At 68.7% G+C, this 15,121-nt stretch carries 15 protein-coding genes; 6 read left to right on the plus strand and 9 right to left on the minus strand.

What is annotated here, in order from left to right:
- Positions 1 to 39: 39 nt before the first annotated feature.
- From recO to ABD116_RS40885, 3 genes are all read right to left on the minus strand, one after another.
- Complete coding sequence (gene recO / locus ABD116_RS40875; protein ID WP_343983964.1) at positions 40 to 798, minus strand: DNA repair protein RecO; 759 nt, start codon at positions 796 to 798, stop codon at positions 40 to 42.
- Positions 799 to 878: 80 nt separating this feature from the next.
- Positions 879 to 1,697 carry an SDR family oxidoreductase gene (locus ABD116_RS40880; protein WP_343983966.1) on the minus strand — a complete coding sequence of 273 codons (819 nt, stop codon included), beginning with the start codon at positions 1,695 to 1,697 and terminating at the stop codon, positions 879 to 881.
- Positions 1,698 to 1,702: 5 nt separating this feature from the next.
- Positions 1,703 to 2,686 (minus strand): aldo/keto reductase, encoded by a 984-nt coding sequence (locus ABD116_RS40885; RefSeq protein WP_343983968.1) that lies wholly within the window; start codon positions 2,684 to 2,686, stop codon positions 1,703 to 1,705.
- 136 nt (positions 2,687 to 2,822) lie between these two features.
- On the opposite strand from ABD116_RS40885, the gene ABD116_RS40890 reads away from it, so the two are divergent.
- From ABD116_RS40890 to ABD116_RS40900, 3 genes are read left to right on the plus strand one after another with little or no spacing between them, the layout of a single operon-like run.
- The gene (locus ABD116_RS40890) at positions 2,823 to 5,927 is read left to right on the plus strand and encodes an FtsX-like permease family protein (protein ID WP_343983970.1); all 3,105 of its coding nucleotides are present in this window, start codon (positions 2,823 to 2,825) and stop codon (positions 5,925 to 5,927) included.
- Positions 5,924 to 6,763 carry an ABC transporter ATP-binding protein gene (locus tag ABD116_RS40895; RefSeq protein ID WP_343983972.1) on the plus strand — a complete coding sequence of 280 codons (840 nt, stop codon included), beginning with the start codon at positions 5,924 to 5,926 and terminating at the stop codon, positions 6,761 to 6,763. The genes ABD116_RS40890 and ABD116_RS40895 overlap by 4 nt, the downstream gene beginning before the upstream one ends.
- The gene (locus ABD116_RS40900; protein WP_343983974.1) at positions 6,760 to 7,437 is read left to right on the plus strand and encodes an ABC transporter ATP-binding protein; all 678 of its coding nucleotides are present in this window, start codon (positions 6,760 to 6,762) and stop codon (positions 7,435 to 7,437) included. Before ABD116_RS40895 ends, ABD116_RS40900 begins: the two co-directional genes overlap by 4 nt.
- Here the strand turns inward: ABD116_RS40900 and ABD116_RS40905 are convergent, their stop codons facing one another.
- The 5 genes from ABD116_RS40905 to ABD116_RS40925 form a co-directional block, all read right to left on the minus strand.
- A complete protein-coding gene (locus ABD116_RS40905) occupies positions 7,438 to 7,560 on the minus strand; it encodes a hypothetical protein (RefSeq protein ID WP_343983976.1) in 123 nt (40 codons plus the stop codon).
- Positions 7,550 to 7,858, minus strand: a complete 309-nt coding sequence (locus ABD116_RS40910; protein WP_343983978.1) for an SAV_915 family protein — start codon at positions 7,856 to 7,858, stop codon at positions 7,550 to 7,552. Before ABD116_RS40910 ends, ABD116_RS40905 begins: the two co-directional genes overlap by 11 nt.
- A 75-nt stretch (positions 7,859 to 7,933) precedes the next feature.
- Positions 7,934 to 9,400, minus strand: coding sequence for a GNAT family N-acetyltransferase (locus ABD116_RS40915; RefSeq protein WP_343983980.1), 1,467 nt, complete (start codon positions 9,398 to 9,400; stop codon positions 7,934 to 7,936).
- Positions 9,401 to 9,440: 40 nt separating this feature from the next.
- Entirely contained in the window at positions 9,441 to 11,159 is a 1,719-nt protein-coding gene (gene leuA, locus ABD116_RS40920) for a 2-isopropylmalate synthase (RefSeq protein ID WP_343983982.1), read from the minus strand.
- A 211-nt stretch (positions 11,160 to 11,370) separates the two neighbouring features.
- Positions 11,371 to 12,006, minus strand: coding sequence for a DUF2867 domain-containing protein (locus tag ABD116_RS40925; protein WP_343983984.1), 636 nt, complete (start codon positions 12,004 to 12,006; stop codon positions 11,371 to 11,373).
- Positions 12,007 to 12,085: 79 nt separating this feature from the next.
- Here ABD116_RS40925 and ABD116_RS40930 point away from each other — a divergent pair, with 79 nt between their 5' ends.
- Together ABD116_RS40930 and ABD116_RS40935 are read left to right on the plus strand one after the other, a co-directional pair.
- Positions 12,086 to 12,685 carry a TetR/AcrR family transcriptional regulator gene (locus ABD116_RS40930; RefSeq protein WP_343983986.1) on the plus strand — a complete coding sequence of 200 codons (600 nt, stop codon included), beginning with the start codon at positions 12,086 to 12,088 and terminating at the stop codon, positions 12,683 to 12,685.
- A gap of 33 nt (positions 12,686 to 12,718) precedes the next feature.
- On the plus strand, positions 12,719 to 13,117 hold the full coding sequence (locus ABD116_RS40935) for a PPOX class F420-dependent oxidoreductase (RefSeq protein ID WP_343983988.1): 399 nt from the start codon (positions 12,719 to 12,721) through the stop codon (positions 13,115 to 13,117).
- Here the strand turns inward: ABD116_RS40935 and ABD116_RS40940 are convergent.
- Positions 13,083 to 14,063 (minus strand): AraC family transcriptional regulator, encoded by a 981-nt coding sequence (locus ABD116_RS40940; protein ID WP_343983990.1) that lies wholly within the window; start codon positions 14,061 to 14,063, stop codon positions 13,083 to 13,085. The genes ABD116_RS40935 and ABD116_RS40940 overlap by 35 nt on opposite strands.
- Positions 14,064 to 14,103: 40 nt before the next feature.
- Here ABD116_RS40940 and ABD116_RS40945 point away from each other — a divergent pair, with 40 nt between their 5' ends.
- A complete protein-coding gene (locus ABD116_RS40945; protein ID WP_343983992.1) occupies positions 14,104 to 15,093 on the plus strand; it encodes an oxidoreductase in 990 nt (329 codons plus the stop codon).
- Positions 15,094 to 15,121: the final 28 nt, after the last annotated feature.

Consider the following 15,121-nt stretch of genomic DNA (forward strand, 5'->3'; position numbering starts at 1 on the left):
CGCGGGCGCAGGGCGGGCGCGGCCGGGGCGGGGCGGGGGCTAGTTGAGGTTTAGTTGGGGGGCGGTGGTGGGGGTTAGGTCTAGGTGGCGGAGGGAGCGGAGGCGGTCCAGGTGGTAGGTGGTGAAGGCGGAGACGAGGGTGGTGGCTTCTCGGCGGGTTCTGGGGTCTGTGCGTTCTGCGGTGGGCCAGTCGCCGGTTAGGAGGGCCGCCAACAGAGTGACTGTGGCTTGGGACGGCATGGTGGAGGCGGGTGGGCGGCAGGTGCTGCAGACCATGCCGCCGGCGGCCGGGTTGAAGGCTCGGTGGGGTCCTGGTTCGCCGCATTTGGCGCAGTCGTCGAAGGATGGGGCGTAGCCGGAGATGGCCAGCGAGCGGAGGAAGAAGGAGTCCAGGACCAGGCCGGGGGTGCGTTCACCGGATGACAAGACTCTTAGGGCGCCGGCCAGCAGGAGGTGGTGCTGGGTGGCGGGTTCTTTTTCTTCTACCACCAGGCGGTCGGCGGTTTCCAGGATGACCGTGCCGGTGGTGTAGCGGGCGTAGTCGCTGACGATGCCTTCGCCGTAGGCGGCGATGGAGACCGCTTGGGTGACCACGTCCAGGGTGCGGCCGGTCGCCAGCTGGAGGTCGACGTGGCTGAAGGGTTCCAGGCGGGCACCGAAGCGGGACGAGGTGCGGCGGACACCCTTGGCGACCGCGCGGATCTTGCCGTGGCCGCGGGTCAGGAGCGTGGCGATCCGGTCGGCTTCGCCCAGTTTCTGGACCCGGAGCACGATCGCCTCGTCACGATAGAGCGGCATCTGATCATTCTCTCAGGTCCCGTCGACAATCCCCACGAGGCTGATACGGCGACGCAGGGCGCAGGTCCCGCCTGCGAGGTTCAGGACTTGGCGAGGTAGTCGGGGAGGCTGATGGCCGGGTGGCCGGTGATGTCTTCGACGGCGCTGCTCACGCCGCTCAGTTCGCCGCTACAGATGGCGGCGTACGACGTGACCCACCCGGCCACCTCCCACGCAGCCGCACCGAAGCCCTCGCGCGACCGGTACGCCTCGTCGAGTGTCTCCGGCTCGTACCGCACCGGCCGCCCCCACGCCGTGCTCATCAAGGAAGCCGCCTCGGTCAGCGTGAACGCGGAAGGCCCAGTGAGGTCATAGGTCATCCCGGAGTGCTGAGACGACACCAGCACCCGAGCCGCCACCGCGGCGACATCATCACGCGCGACCGCTGCGACCCGCCCATCCCCCGCCGGCCCGCGGATCACACCATCAGCGCCGACGAACCCCGGCAAGAAGTCCAGATACAGGTTGTCCCGCAAGAACGTGAAGTCCACACCGGTCGAGCGCACATGCTCCTCGGTGTGCCAATGATCCCGCGCAAACGTAAAAGTCGCCGACGGCGAAGCACCGACAAAGGAGGTGTAGACGATCCGCTGCACCCCCGCCGCCACCGCGGCATCAACAGTTGCCTTATGCAAGGAAACCCGGTCCGCCGACTCAGTCGCGCTCAGCAGCATCAAGGTCGTGACCCCGTCCAGCGCATTCAGCAACGCAGCCTTCTCCCCGTACGCCGCCTGCGCCACCTCCGCCCCTGCCAACGACGGCGCCCGCCCCGGATCCCGCACGATCAACCGCTGCGCCACCCCGTCCGCCGCGAGCAACCGAGCGATCCGCGACCCCAGCTGACCGGTAGACCCGGTCACACCGATCACTTGCCCACCTGATTCATGCCAGCAGGCGCGTACCGATCCCCCGCCACCGCATCCGGCGGGAACGCCGCATCCAGCTCCGCCAACTCGGAAGCAGACAGCGAAACGTCCACAGCACCAAGGTTCTCAGCCAGGTACTTCCGCCGCTTCGTCCCCGGAATCGGCACCACGTCGTTGCCCTGAGCAAGCAGCCAGGCCAGGGCCAGCTGACTCGGCAGCACGCCCTTCGACGCGGCAAGGGACTGCACGCGCGCCACCAGATCCAGATTGCGCTGGAAGTTCTCCCCGCTGAACCGCGGCATCCCCCGCCGCATGTCGTCCGGCTCGAAGTCGTCCGGCGAAGTGATCTGCCCGGTCAGGAAGCCACGCCCCAACGGGCTGAACGGCACGAACCCGATCCCCAGCTCGCGCAGGGTCGGCAGTACGCCGGTCTCCGGGTCGCGCGTCCACAGCGACCACTCACTCTGTACTGCGCTGATCGGGTGCACCGCATGTGCCGCCCGCACCGTCTCCCCCGACACCTCCGACAACCCCAGGTACCGGACCTTGCCCGCCTCCACGGCGAGAGCCATCGCCCCGACCGTCTCCTCGATCGGCACCTCCGGGTCGCGCCGGTGCAGGTACCAAAGATCCACGTAGTCGACTCCGAGCCGTCGCAGCGACGCATCAAGAGCCGAGGCCGCGTACTCCGGCCGCCCGTTCACCACGTTGGGCATGTCCGAGCCGACCCGCTGGAAGCCGAACTTCGTCGCCAGCACCACCTCGGACCGCCGGCCGGCCAGCGCCCGCCCGACGAGCTCCTCGTTGGCACCGTCGCCGTACACGTCGGCGGTGTCGATGAACGTGCAGCCGGCGTCGATCGCGGCGTGCACGGTGGCGATCGACTCCGCGTCGTCGCTCTGCACGCCGTACGACTGGGACATCCCCATGCAGCCGAGGCCGAGGGCCGAAACGGTCAGTTCTCCGAGGTGGGATTCACGCATGCCAAGAAACCTATACCGCAGTAACGACTCTGTGTCATTTGACCTCTGACGAGCTGCCCGACCCCGGATTTCCGTATCTTCGGCCGGGTAGTGAATCGATGTCCAAGGGGCGGAACGGCTTAGGGGTGAGCCACTGATGTTTCTGAAGCAGGCGCTGCGGTACCGCTGGTCCCAGATGCTGGTGCTCGCCGGGGTGAGCGTGCTGATCGGCGCGTGCGCGACGTTCGCGCCGTGGTTCTCCCGCGCGGTCGAGCAGACGGTCACCACGGAGACCCTGACCAGCCAGTGGCTGCAAGCAAGCTGGCAACTCGAGTCGACACCACCGCCACTGCTCAGTGGCCCCAACGCCTCCGTGCTGCCCGAGCGGATCGCCACCCTGATCCCCGACGACCTGCGCCCGCTGTTCAGCCCGCCGATCTACGGCATGTCGGTCGAGGTCGGCTGGGCGCTCGGCAAGCCGGATCAGACCGGCAAGGTGGTCTGGCGGGACGGCTACTGCGACAAGCTCGTACTGACCTCAGGCAAGTGTCCGAGCGCCCCGAACGAGGCCGCCGTCTCGACCCAGGACGTGAAGAACTTCGGCGCCGACATCGGTTCCACCCTGAACGCCCAGTCCAGCAAGTACGCCGGTGGCGGCAAGCTCAAAGTTGTCGGCATCTACCGCGCCGACAACAACGACCTGTACTGGTACGGCCTCGGCCCGACCGGCCACTCGCTCCCAGCCAGCGAGACCCGCCCGGCCACGGCCGACTACATCTTCACCACCCGCGACACCCTCGAGAAGGGCGTCTGGGGCGCCCACTCGACCGTGGATGTCCACCCACTGCCAGGCAAAGCCCGGGTCGACGACCTGGCAAAGCTCCGTCAGGCCACCGAGGACTCCAACGTCAACGGCGCCTCGCTCGAGACGGCCAACACCTCCGCCTTGAGCAGTGTCATCGACGGGATCACCGCCGAGCGCAAGCAGGCCGCCACGATCATCCCGCTGGTGATGGTCCAGGTGGCCCTGTTCGGCGTCGTGGTGCTCGCCCTCGCACTGGCCGCTGTCGTCGACCAGCGCAGGCCCGAGCTGGCCGTGTCCCGGCTGCGCGGCGCCAGCTCACGGCGTACGGGCCGGTCGTTGGCCACCGAGCTTGCGGTGCCGGTCGTGGTCGGCACACTGCTGGGCGGGCTGGTCGGGTTCGGGCTGCTGCTGGTGGTACGCAGTACCTGGCTGAACGACGGGGCTCCGCTGGAGCTGCCCTGGACCGTACCGGCCGCCGCGGCCCTCGCGGCTCTCGTTGGACTCGCAGTAGTCGCCTGGACCATCCGGGCGGTCATCAGCCAGCCGATCTCGACCCTGCTCCGCCGGATCGTGCCGCGGCGCCGGGGCCGGACCATCGGCCTGATCGACGTCATCGTCATCGTGGTCGCCTCGGCCGGGCTGCTGGGCGCGCTGACCGGTGGCGGCCGGGGTCCACTGCCCGTACTGACGCCAAGCCTGCTCGCGCTTGCAGTAGGCCTGACGTTCGCCCACCTCCTTCTCCCGACAGCGGGCCTGATCAGTAGGCAAGCACTGCGCCGGGGACAGCTCGGCTTAGCGCTCGGAGCGCTCCAGGTGGCCCGCCGCCCAGCAGTGACCCGGATCGTCGCCGTGGTGGCCGTGGCGACGGCACTGGTCTCCTTCGCCGGCCAGGCCTCGTCCGTGGCCGACCGCAACCGCGACTACCGAGCCGGGTACGAGGTCGGCGCCGACGGTGTGCTGTCGATGGACGTACGGGTCTTCTCCGACTTCAGCACCGCGATCGACAAGATCGACCACGACCGGCGCTGGATGACCCCGGTCGTGCTCTCCTCCCCGTCGAACCCGGACGGCCTGCGCACGCTGATGATCGAGCCCGACAGCTACCAGCGGGTCGCCTTCCGCGGTGACCAGCTGACCGACGCCCAAGGCTTCCGGCAGCTCAAGGCCCCGACCGAGCCACCGCCGATCACGTTGAAGGGCGAGCGGCTGACCATCACCGCGACCCCTGGCGCACTGCAGCCCTACTACCCACCCACCGGGGACGGCGAGGAGGCCCCGGTCGGGCCACCCGCCAAGTCCGTCGTGCTCCAGGCCTCGCTCTTCAGCCACGACACCGGGTCCCGGTTCACCGTCGACTTCCCGCCGATGAAGCTGGACGCCGGCAAACAGGTCCAGCTCAGCAAACAGATCGTCTGCCCCGAGACCTGCGACCTGATCCGGCTGGGCGTCACCCGCGAGCTGGGCGACTCGGCCGGCATCCGCGGCGAGATCACCATCGACAAGGTCGCCACCGACACCCAGCCGTCGATCCCGCTCGGCAAGGCCGGCAGCTGGAACGCGCCCGACCAGGCCGAAGGCGACGCCGTCAACCTGGGCAGCATCAGCGCGACCGACGGCCCGCCGGGCGGCCTGATCCTCGGCATCACCAGCATCGGCCGCGAGGTGAGCGTCCAGACCACCCGGATCCCGGTCGCCGTGCCGGCGCTGATCAGCCCGGAGTACGCGGTCACCCAGTCCCAGACCGTGCCCGGCCTGGACGGCCTCGCGTTCATGGTAGAGAAGCTCGACCGGCTGCAGACCGCGATCCCGCGCTACAGCGAACACACCGCGGTCGTCGATCTGGAGACGGTACGCCGGCTGGGCGGCAGCGTGGCCGACACCAGTACCGACTTCGAGCTCTGGCTGAACAAGGACGGCCTGGCCCACTCGCAACAGATCATCGACGAGCTGGGCAAGGCCGGCATCCTGGCGACCCTCATCGACCGCAAGTCCGACCAGGTCGCCACCTACGGCCGCTCCGCGAGCGCGCTGGCCCTCCAGCTGACACCGGTGATCGGTGTGGCCGGCTGGGCGCTCGCCATCATCGTGCTGCTGCTGATGATCGTCACCTCGTGGCGCTCCCGGGCCCAGGACTACGCGAGCCTGCGCATCACCGGCGTACCGGCTGCTACGACCGGCAGAGCGGCGAGGTGGGAGCAGACCGGGCCGGTCGCACTGGCCGCCTTGCTCGGCTCGGCCTGCGGCATCCTGGGCGCCCATGTCGCGCTGCCGATGATCCCGCTGTTCGCCCCGACCAGCCAACCGTCGCCGATCCCCCTCGACCTCGCCACCAACTGGGGCGTCGCATTGGCGCTGACGGTGATCAGTACGGCGATCATGACCGCGGCGACCCTCTTGCTCGGCACCGGCGTCAACCGGCGGGCCGGCTATACCCGGATCCGGGAGGAGCTGTCATGACCGGCCTCGCGATCAACACGACCGGCCTGGTGCACATCTACCGCAGCCAAGGGCACGACGTCGCCGCGCTGTCCGGAATCGGGATCAGTGTCCGGCCGGGCGAGCTGGTCGGGTTGCTCGGGCCGTCCGGCGCCGGGAAGTCCACGCTGCTGCAGCTCTGCGGTGGGTTGCTGACCCCGAGCGCCGGGCGACTGCAGATCGGCGAGCATCACATCGCCACCATGACCGAGTCCGAGCTGGACCGGATGCGTGCCGGCGACGTGGGCATCGTGCTGCAGGGGGCCGGACGCAATCTCATCCCGTACCTCTCGCCCGAGGACAATGTCCGGTACGCGCAACGCGCCGCAGCAAAAGGCCGACCGCTCCCGGCGCCGAAGGAAGTACTGGATCTCGTTGGCCTGAGCAACCATGCGCACACTCCGCTGGAACGGCTCACACCCGGTCAGATCCAGCTGTGCGCGGTCGCGGTCGGGATCGCCACGTTCCCTGGGTTGTTGCTGGCCGACGAGCCGACCAGCCAGCTCGATCACCGGGCACGCGACGAGGTACTGGCCGCGATCTCGACGATCAACAAGGCGACCGGTATGACCGTGCTGCTGATCACCCACGACCCGGACGTGGCCGCCGTGCTCCCGCGGACGATCACGATCAAGGACGGGCGGATCGCGTCGGAAGGCCGCTCGGGTGAGGAGTTCGCCGTGGTCGCGACCGACGGCTCGCTGCCGTTGCCGCCGCATGTCGCGGAGCTGCTGCCACCGGGAACGCTGCTGCGCGTGACCACCACCGAGGACGGCGAGGTCCGGTTGACGCCGGTCGAGCAGGAAGGCGAGGCATGATCACCGTCACCAACCTCACCGTCGCGTACGGCGACCTGGTCGCGGTGGCCGACGTGTCACTGCGGGTGCCGCCCGGATACGTACTGGCGGTCAGCGGGCCGTCGGGGGCCGGCAAGAGTTCGTTGCTCTGGGCAATCGCCGGCGCGGTCTCGGCCAAGTCGGGCTCGGTCGAGGTCGACGGGCTCGAGATCGTCGACCGGCCGCGGGCGGCGGCGCACGGCGTCGTACTGATCCCACAGGGCAACGGGTTGGCCCGCGTCCTCACGGCGCGCGAGAACCTGTCGATGCCGCTGCTGGCCGAGCGGAAGTTGCCATCCGACGACCAGGACCGCGACGAGGCGCTGGAGTCGATCGACGACATCATCGCGAAAGCGCTGTCTGACGTCGGGCTGGAGGACAGTGGCGACCACCTCGTCGAGGAGCTGTCCGGCGGCGAGCAACAGCGCGTCGCCGTCGCCCGCGGACTGGCCCAGCGCGGCAAGGTGATCCTCGCCGACGAGTCCACCAGCGAACTCGACAGCACCAACAGAGAGCGCGTTCTCGCCCTCCTGCGCGACGAGGCGGACCGCGGCGCGGCGGTCATCATCGCCACCCACGACCCGAGCGTGGCCGCTGGCGCCGACGGCCACGCCCTGATGGACGAGGGCCACCTCAGCTGGGAACGCCGGCTCTGATCAGCCCAGCCAGTAGAGCAAGGCGGCGAGGGCGCCGATCACGACGATGATCCGGACGATCGCGACGAACTCGGGATCGAAGCGCTCCCGGCGTGGGTGCGGGTCGTAGGGCTCAACCGCCATGGTGGCCCACCAGTTCCGGCGTACGGACCTGAGCCACGTCCGGGCCGACGAGCACCGGGTCGAGCTGGATCACGCTGATGCCGAACGGCGCGAGCATCTCCCGCAGCGAACTCTCATGCAACCGGACCCACTCCTGCCGCGGCCCCGTTGCCGCCCGCAACAACTGAGCAGAACTGAACGCGATGCCCACCCGTACGCCGTCCGGCCGATGCCCCCATTGCAGAGCCGCGACGTCCAGCGCCCCAGCGCTACGGGTAGGCACGAATAACGGGACGGGATCACCAGTAGATGTAGTCACAGCCCCAACGCTAGATCGCCTACCCGCCGCAGACTCGCGTCCTCACACCCTTCACATACCTTCCCAACAGACCTCTCACAAGCCAATGAATACTGGCTCCGCGGGCGGCCCGTCGTCGCGCAACCGGGACAGCAGCACAGGCAGCGTGCGCGGCGAGAGGTACTCCGGACCACGATGGCTCTGGATCTCCTCGAAGGTCCACCAGCGATGCCCATGCACGTTCTCCGCCTGCAGCTCCTCCACGGACATCGAACCGGCCGGATCGAACGCATCGGTCCGCACCAGGAAGTAGTCGTTCGTCACTCCGTCGAACCCTGCGGCATGCCCATCAGCGACCGTCACCTGATGCCACAGGTGCGGCGCGTCGGCAGGCGGCTCGATCCCGATCTCTTCGGCCAGCTCGCGGGCGAGTGCCTGCGGCAACGACTCCTCCGCCTCCACCCCACCACCCGGCGGCGCCCACACGGCGTGCCCATCGGCGAACTCGAAGCGCAGCAACAGGATCCGGTCCTCCGGGTCCAGCACGACAGCCCGCGCGGCAGGCCGAAGAGTCGGCGCGGGGAGTTCCAGCTCGCACTCGACGTTCTTCTCGCGGGCCACGAAACCGAAGCGGGCGTTGACCTTCTGCATCGCGCCGTTCGTCTCGGCGGTCCAGGTGTGCAGCCATTTCTGGGTGGTCCGGTGCTCGGCGAGTTGCGCCAGGTTGGCGGCCTTCAGGTGCGCGCCGAGGTTGTGGCCGCGGTCGTCGCGCAGGACGAGCGTGTCCAACTGCTGCACGTTGTCCGGGTCGGTCAGCGGCAGGTACATCACCGTGTAGCCGGCCGGGCGGCCATCGAGAGTGCGGGCCAGCACGACCAAGGCCTGGTAGCTTCTGGCGGTTCGCTCCTCCAGCTGGCGGAGTTCGTCAGCGGTCCAGACCTTCGGCTCCCGGGACATCCCGCCGATCGGTACGTCGCGAGCCATCGCGCTGCGCAGGTCGGCGTACACCGGCAGGTACTCCTCCGGGCACGGACCCGCCCAGGAGATCAGCTCGTACCCCTCCAGCGGCTCCAGTTCCACCCGGTGCTCGTACGGCAGCGGTACGACGAGATGGTCCTCGACATGCTCGACCACGAACCCGAGCTTGGCGGCGAACAGGGACCCGGGCCAGGTCTCGGGCGTGAAGCCGTCGGGAACGGCGAGCTCGGCCTGGTAGATCGTCCGGCCGAGCGACGCTGCCTTCGACCGCGCCCAGCCCCACAGCGCGGTGCCGATCCCCTGCCGCCGCTCGGCGGGCAGCACGTCGATCTCCACGATGACCGCGTCGAGGTCGTTCTTCAGGTAGTACTCGAAGAGCATCGCGCCGACCACCCGCTCCCCGTCGAATGCCGCGACCGGGAGCCTGGTCTTGATCGGGTTGTCCGAGCGCAGGGAGTTCGCCGTCGCCTGGTGGCTGAAGACGAGTGGTACCTCGCGATCGGCGACGGCACCGGCTCGGAGTACGGCGTACCAAGCGTCGAAGGCCTGCTCGTCGTGGGGGTCGATCTCTCGGACGGTGATCACGCCCAGAGCCAATCAGCTCTGGGCGTGAAGCACCATGCAATTAACGGGTGGCGCGGTTGATCGCCGAGACGACTGCCTTCAGCGACGCAGTGAGAATGTTGGCGTCCCGGCCGACACCCCAGTAGACGTCGTCGCCGACCTCGCACTCGACGTACGCCGCCGCCAGGGCGTCACCGCCGGCCGAGAGCGCGTGCTCGTGGTAGTCCAGCACCCGTACGTCGTACTTCAGCGGCCTGATCGCGTCGACGAAGGCCGACACCGGACCGTTGCCCTCGCCAACCAGCTCGTGCGGAACGCCGTTGGAGTAGACCTGCACCCGGAGCGCGTCGTTCTGCCCCTCACCCGAGGTCGAGTTGACGGTCAGCAGCGACAGCTTGCCCGGCGCCAGGTACTCGGCCTCGAAGATGTCCCACATCTGCTGGGGACCGACCTCGCCACCCTCGGCGTCGGTGTGCTGCTGGATCACCCGGCTGAACTCGATCTGCAGCCGGCGCGGCAGGTCGAGCCGGTGCTCCGACTTCATGATGTACGCGACGCCGCCCTTGCCGGACTGCGAGTTGACCCGGATGACCGCCTCGTACGACCGGCCGACGTCCTTCGGGTCGATCGGCAGGTACGGCGCCTCCCAGTGGATCTGGCCGACCGGGATGCCCTCGGCCGCGGCCTGCTTGTCCAGCGCCTCCAGGCCCTTCTTGATCGCGTCCTGGTGCGAGCCGGAGAAGGCGGTGTAGACCAGGTCACCGGCGTACGGCTGACGCTCGGGCACGCGCATCTGGGTGCAGTACTCGACCGTCCGGCGGATCTCGTCGATGTCGGAGAAGTCGATCTGCGGGTCGATGCCCTGGCTGAACAGGTTCATCCCCAGCGTGACCAGGTCGACGTTGCCGGTCCGCTCGCCGTGGCCGAACAGGCAGCCCTCGACCCGGTCGGCCCCGGCCATCAAGGCCAGCTCGGTGGCGGCCACCGCAGTACCGCGGTCGTTGTGCGGGTGCAGGCTGATGGTGCTGTGCTCGCGCCGGGTCAGGTTGCGGCCGAACCACTCGATCTGATCGGCGTACACGTTCGGGGTCGACATCTCGACGGTGGCCGGCAGGTTCAGGATGATCTCGCGGCCCTCGGCGGGCTGCCAGACGTCGCTGACCGCCTCGCACACCTCCAGCGCGAACTCCAGCTCGGTGCCGGTGAAGATCTCCGGGCTGTACTGGTAGCCGAACTCGCAGTCGCCCAGGATCTCGTCGGCGTACTTCATCACCGTCTCGGTGCCCCGTACTGCGATGTTGCGGCACTCGGCCTTGTCGACGTTGAACACGACGCGGCGGAACAGCGGCGCGGTCGCGTTGTACAGGTGGATGGTGGCCTTCGGCGACCCCTCCAGCGACTGCACGGTGCGCTCGATCAGCTCGTCGCGGGCCTGGGTCAGCACCGAGATGGTGACGTCGTCGGGGATCGCGTCGCCCTCGATCAGGCTGCGGACGAAGTCGAAGTCGTACTGGCTGGCGCTGGGGAAACCGACCTCGATCTCCTTGTAGCCCATCTTCACCAGCAGGTCGAACATCCGCCGCTTGCGGGCCGGCGACATCGGCTCGACCAGTGCCTGGTTGCCGTCGCGCAGATCGGTGGACAGCCAGCGCGGCGTCTTGTCGACCGACTTGGCCGGCCAGGTCCGGTCGGGCAGCGCGATCGGCGGGAACGCGCTGTACCGGCCGATCGGCATGCCAGAGGACTGCTGAACAGGCTTGGGCTGATTCTTCGGTGCCATGATGCGGGGTCTCCTCGCGGGAAGTGTGTACAGCTAGGTCAAGTTCGACCGGCGTACGACAAACTCCGCGGCGAGGAAACCGGCCTACGTCAGGCCTCGCCGCGGCAGCGAAGGAGGAGAAGCTGGTGCCGCATGATGTCTGTGAGTCTATGCACAACCGCATCCGGAGGTCGAACCCGGGGTCTCGCGGACCGAGACGGAGAGTGACGGCTCAGGCAGCGGCGCCGGCCCGCCACTTGCGACCGATCAGTCCCAGCAACGCCGGATAGACGAAGAGGTACCGGAACGGTTTGATCGCCGCCATGTACGCCGCCCCGCGCCGCCCGTTGGGTTTCACCAGCACCGCCATCTGCCCGCGGTAGCCACCTTCGCCATCCGGCACCCAGCTGAGGTGCAGCACTCCGTGCACCGTCCGGTTCGCCATCTCGGCGGCCCACTCGTCGTCCAGCAGGTAGAGCGGCTCGAAGGGCAGCTTGCCCATCTCGGGGCCGGTCGGAACCGCGCGCAGGTCGTCCGGGAAGCGATCGCGCAACGTCTGCACCCGCCCACCGAGCCCGCCGCCCTCGTCGTCCCAGCCGAAGAGGCGGCCGAGCTGCCAGCGGGTCTCCCATAGGAACCGGACGATCAATGGCGCGCCGGCCGGAAAGCCTTCCTCCGCGCCTCCGCCAGGCTCTCCCGCCTCTTTCGCTCCGTCGGGCCCTGCCGCTCCGAACGCGGTGAGCAGCCGCGACAGCTCACCCGGGCCTCCCGGTGTCGGCAGCGCCCAGACGTCTTCGACGGTGAAATCCGGGGTCAGTTCGTGGATCCGCCAGGGCTGGTCCGCGTGGGCGGCGAGCGGGAGTCTCATCGGTTCCTCCAAGGTCTGTACGCTTCCGTATAGATCGAAGCTAGCAAGGTCTATACGGTTGCGTATAGACCTGGTTCCAGTGAGAGGAGACACGTTCGTGGCGCTGGCCCGCACCCCTCGCGCGAAGTGGATCGAGCAAGGACTGCGCACGCTCGCCGACGGCGGCCCGGAGGCCGTCCGGATCGAGGCGATCGCGCAGGCGCTCGGCGTCACCAAGGGCGGCTTCTACGGGTACTTCGAGAATCGCGGCGCCCTGCTCGAGGAGATGCTGGACAGCTGGGAACTGGGCAGCACCGAGGAACTGATCCAGCGCGTCGAGAGCGAGGGCGGCGACGCCGCGACGAAGCTCCGCCGGCTGATCACGATCGTCGCCTCCGCCGACCGGCTCACCTCCGAGGTGACCGTCGACCTCGCGATCCGCGACTGGGCCCGGCGCGACCCGGCCGTCGCCGACCGCCTCCGCCGCGTCGACAACCGCCGAATGGCCTACCTCCGCGAACTCTTCAGCGCCTTCTGCCCCGACCCGGCCGACGTCGAGACCCGCAGCCTGCTCGTCTACTCGACCTACATCGGCAGCCACCTCATCGCCGCCGACCACGGCTCCTACACCCGCTCCGAAGTCCTCAAACACACCCGCACCTGGCTCCTCACCCCACCGGGCGACTCGCGGCGGGGTTGACTTCAAGTCTGCTTGAAAAATTAGGCTCCACTCATGACCTCTGACCTCCCCGGTAAGACCGGGCTCGGCGTGCTTGTCACGATCAAGCGCGATGGCCGTCCGCAGCTGTCCAACGTCACCTATCTGTACGACGGTGAGCGGATTCGCGTGTCGCTCACCGACGATCGCGCCAAGACCAAGAACCTGCGTCGCGATCCGCGGGCCAGCCTCTACGTCAACGGCCCGGGTGGTCGCTCGTACGTCGTGCTGGAAGGCAAAGCCGAGCTCACCGCGGTGGCGGCCGACGAGCACGACGACACCGTCGAGCAGCTCGTCGCGTACTACCGCGAGGCCTCCGGCGAGCACCCCGACTGGGACGACTACCGCCGGGCGATGGTGGCCGACAAGCGGCTGCTGTTCACGATGCGCGTGGAGCACTCGTACGGGATGTAGCCGCGTCGCGGTAGCGCTTCGGGGCCATTCCGTTGACCCGCTTGAAGGCGTTGCTGAAGGCGCTGTCGGAGGTGTAGCCGAGTGAGCGGGCGAGCGTGGACAACGGGGTGTCCTCGTCGCGCAGCGCTCGCTCGGCCAGCCTCATCCGCCAGTTCGTCAGGTACGTCAGCGGCGGTACGCCGGCAACCGACCGGAACCGTTCCGCGAAGGTGGTCCGCGACATCGCCGACGCCTGCGCCAGCTCCTCCAACTGCCACGCGCGCCCCGGCTGGTCGTGCATCAGCCGGAGCGACGGGGCGATCCGCTCGTCGGCGATCGCCCGCAACCAGCCGACCGGCAGCGACCCGGCCTCGGTCAGACACGCGCGCAACGTCTCCACGAACAACAGATGCGCCACGTTGTCGGCGGCCAGACTCGCCCCCGGCTGCGTAGTCGTTGCCTCATGCAATAACCGGTCGAGCAACCAGCGGAAGACCGGGGCCTGCTCATCGGAGGCGCGCAGCACCATCACCGGCGGCAGCGCGCGCATCAGCAACTCCTCGCCGGTCCGGTTCACGCTGACGTGCCCGCCGACGCCAACCACCTTGGTCCCCGAGCGATCGGCCGCGCCGCTGCCGAACCGGGCGATCGGCCCGTCGTATGCGTCGAAGGCCTCGACGGCATCCTCGACCGGTACGTCGGCGTTGCCCTTCAGAAAGGTCCGCCGGCCGTCGAACAGCACCACGTCACCGCGCTCCAGCCCGATCCGGGGCCGGCCGTCCTCGAAGTCGAGCCAGCAAGTCCCCTCCACCATCGCGCTGAACTTCAGCCGCCGCGACGCCGGGTAGCGCAGCGCCCAGTCGCCGTACGCCTCGAAGCCGCGCGAGACATGACACCGCGCCTCGGTGAGGGCCAGCGTCTGCGCCAGCGGGTCGACCGTACTCTCGCGCAAATTTTCAGGACTCACAAGCATTCAGAGTACGACCGGGCCGAACTAGCTTCAAGGTATGAGCACACAACAACCCATCGGATCCGGATTCACCGCTGCCTCCACCGCGGCCGAGGTGATCGAAGGCATCGACCTCACCGGCAAGACCGCGATCGTCACCGGCGGCTACTCCGGTCTCGGCAAGGAGACCGTTCGGGCCTTCCTGTCCGCCGGCGCCGAGGTGATCGTTCCGGCCCGCGACACAGCCCGGGCGAGCAGGCAACTGGCCGGCATCGAAGGCGTGGTCGTCGACGAGCTGGACCTGCTCGACCCCGACAGCATCGACGCCTTCGCCGATCGATTCCTCGCCACCGGACGCCCGCTCCACCTCCTGGTGAACAGCGCCGGGATCATGGCCACTCCCCTGCGCCGCGACGCCCGTGGCTTCGAGTCACAGTTCGCCACCAATCACCTCGGCCACTTCCAGCTCACCACGCGCCTCCTTCCCGCCTTGCGCCAGGCCGGCGGCGCCCGGGTCGTCGCGCTGTCGTCGCGCGGTCACAGGTACAGCGCCGTCGACTTCGAGGACCCGAACTTCGAGCATCGCGAGTACGGCCCCTATCAGGCGTACGGGCAGTCGAAGACGGCCAACGTCCTGTTCGTCGTCGAGCTCGACGCTCGTGAGCGGGAGAACGGCATCCGCGCGTTCGCCGTCCATCCCGGCAGCATCATGACCAATCTGGCCGGCGGCACCGATCGCGAAGTACTGCGGCAGGGCGGCTTCCTGGACGACGACTACGCACCGATCATCGACCCCAGCCGGGGGCTGAAGACCCCCGAGCAGGGTGCCGCGACCCAGGTCTGGTGCGCGACCAGTCCGCAACTCGACGGGCTCGGGGGTCTGTACTGCGAGGACGTCGACGTCGCCACCCTGCACACGGGAGATCTGCCGGACACCGACGTACTGGCGTTGACCCCGGGCGCCTTCGGCGTCCTGCCGTATGCGATCGACCAGGACGCGGCCCGGCGACTGTGGAAGCTCAGCGAGGAAATTCTCCACCGGCCATAAATGACTCGCGGTGACCGGCCTCCTGCCG

The sequence above is a fragment of the Kribbella koreensis genome (genome assembly GCF_039525325.1).
Lineage (GTDB): Bacteria > Actinomycetota > Actinomycetes > Propionibacteriales > Kribbellaceae > Kribbella > Kribbella koreensis.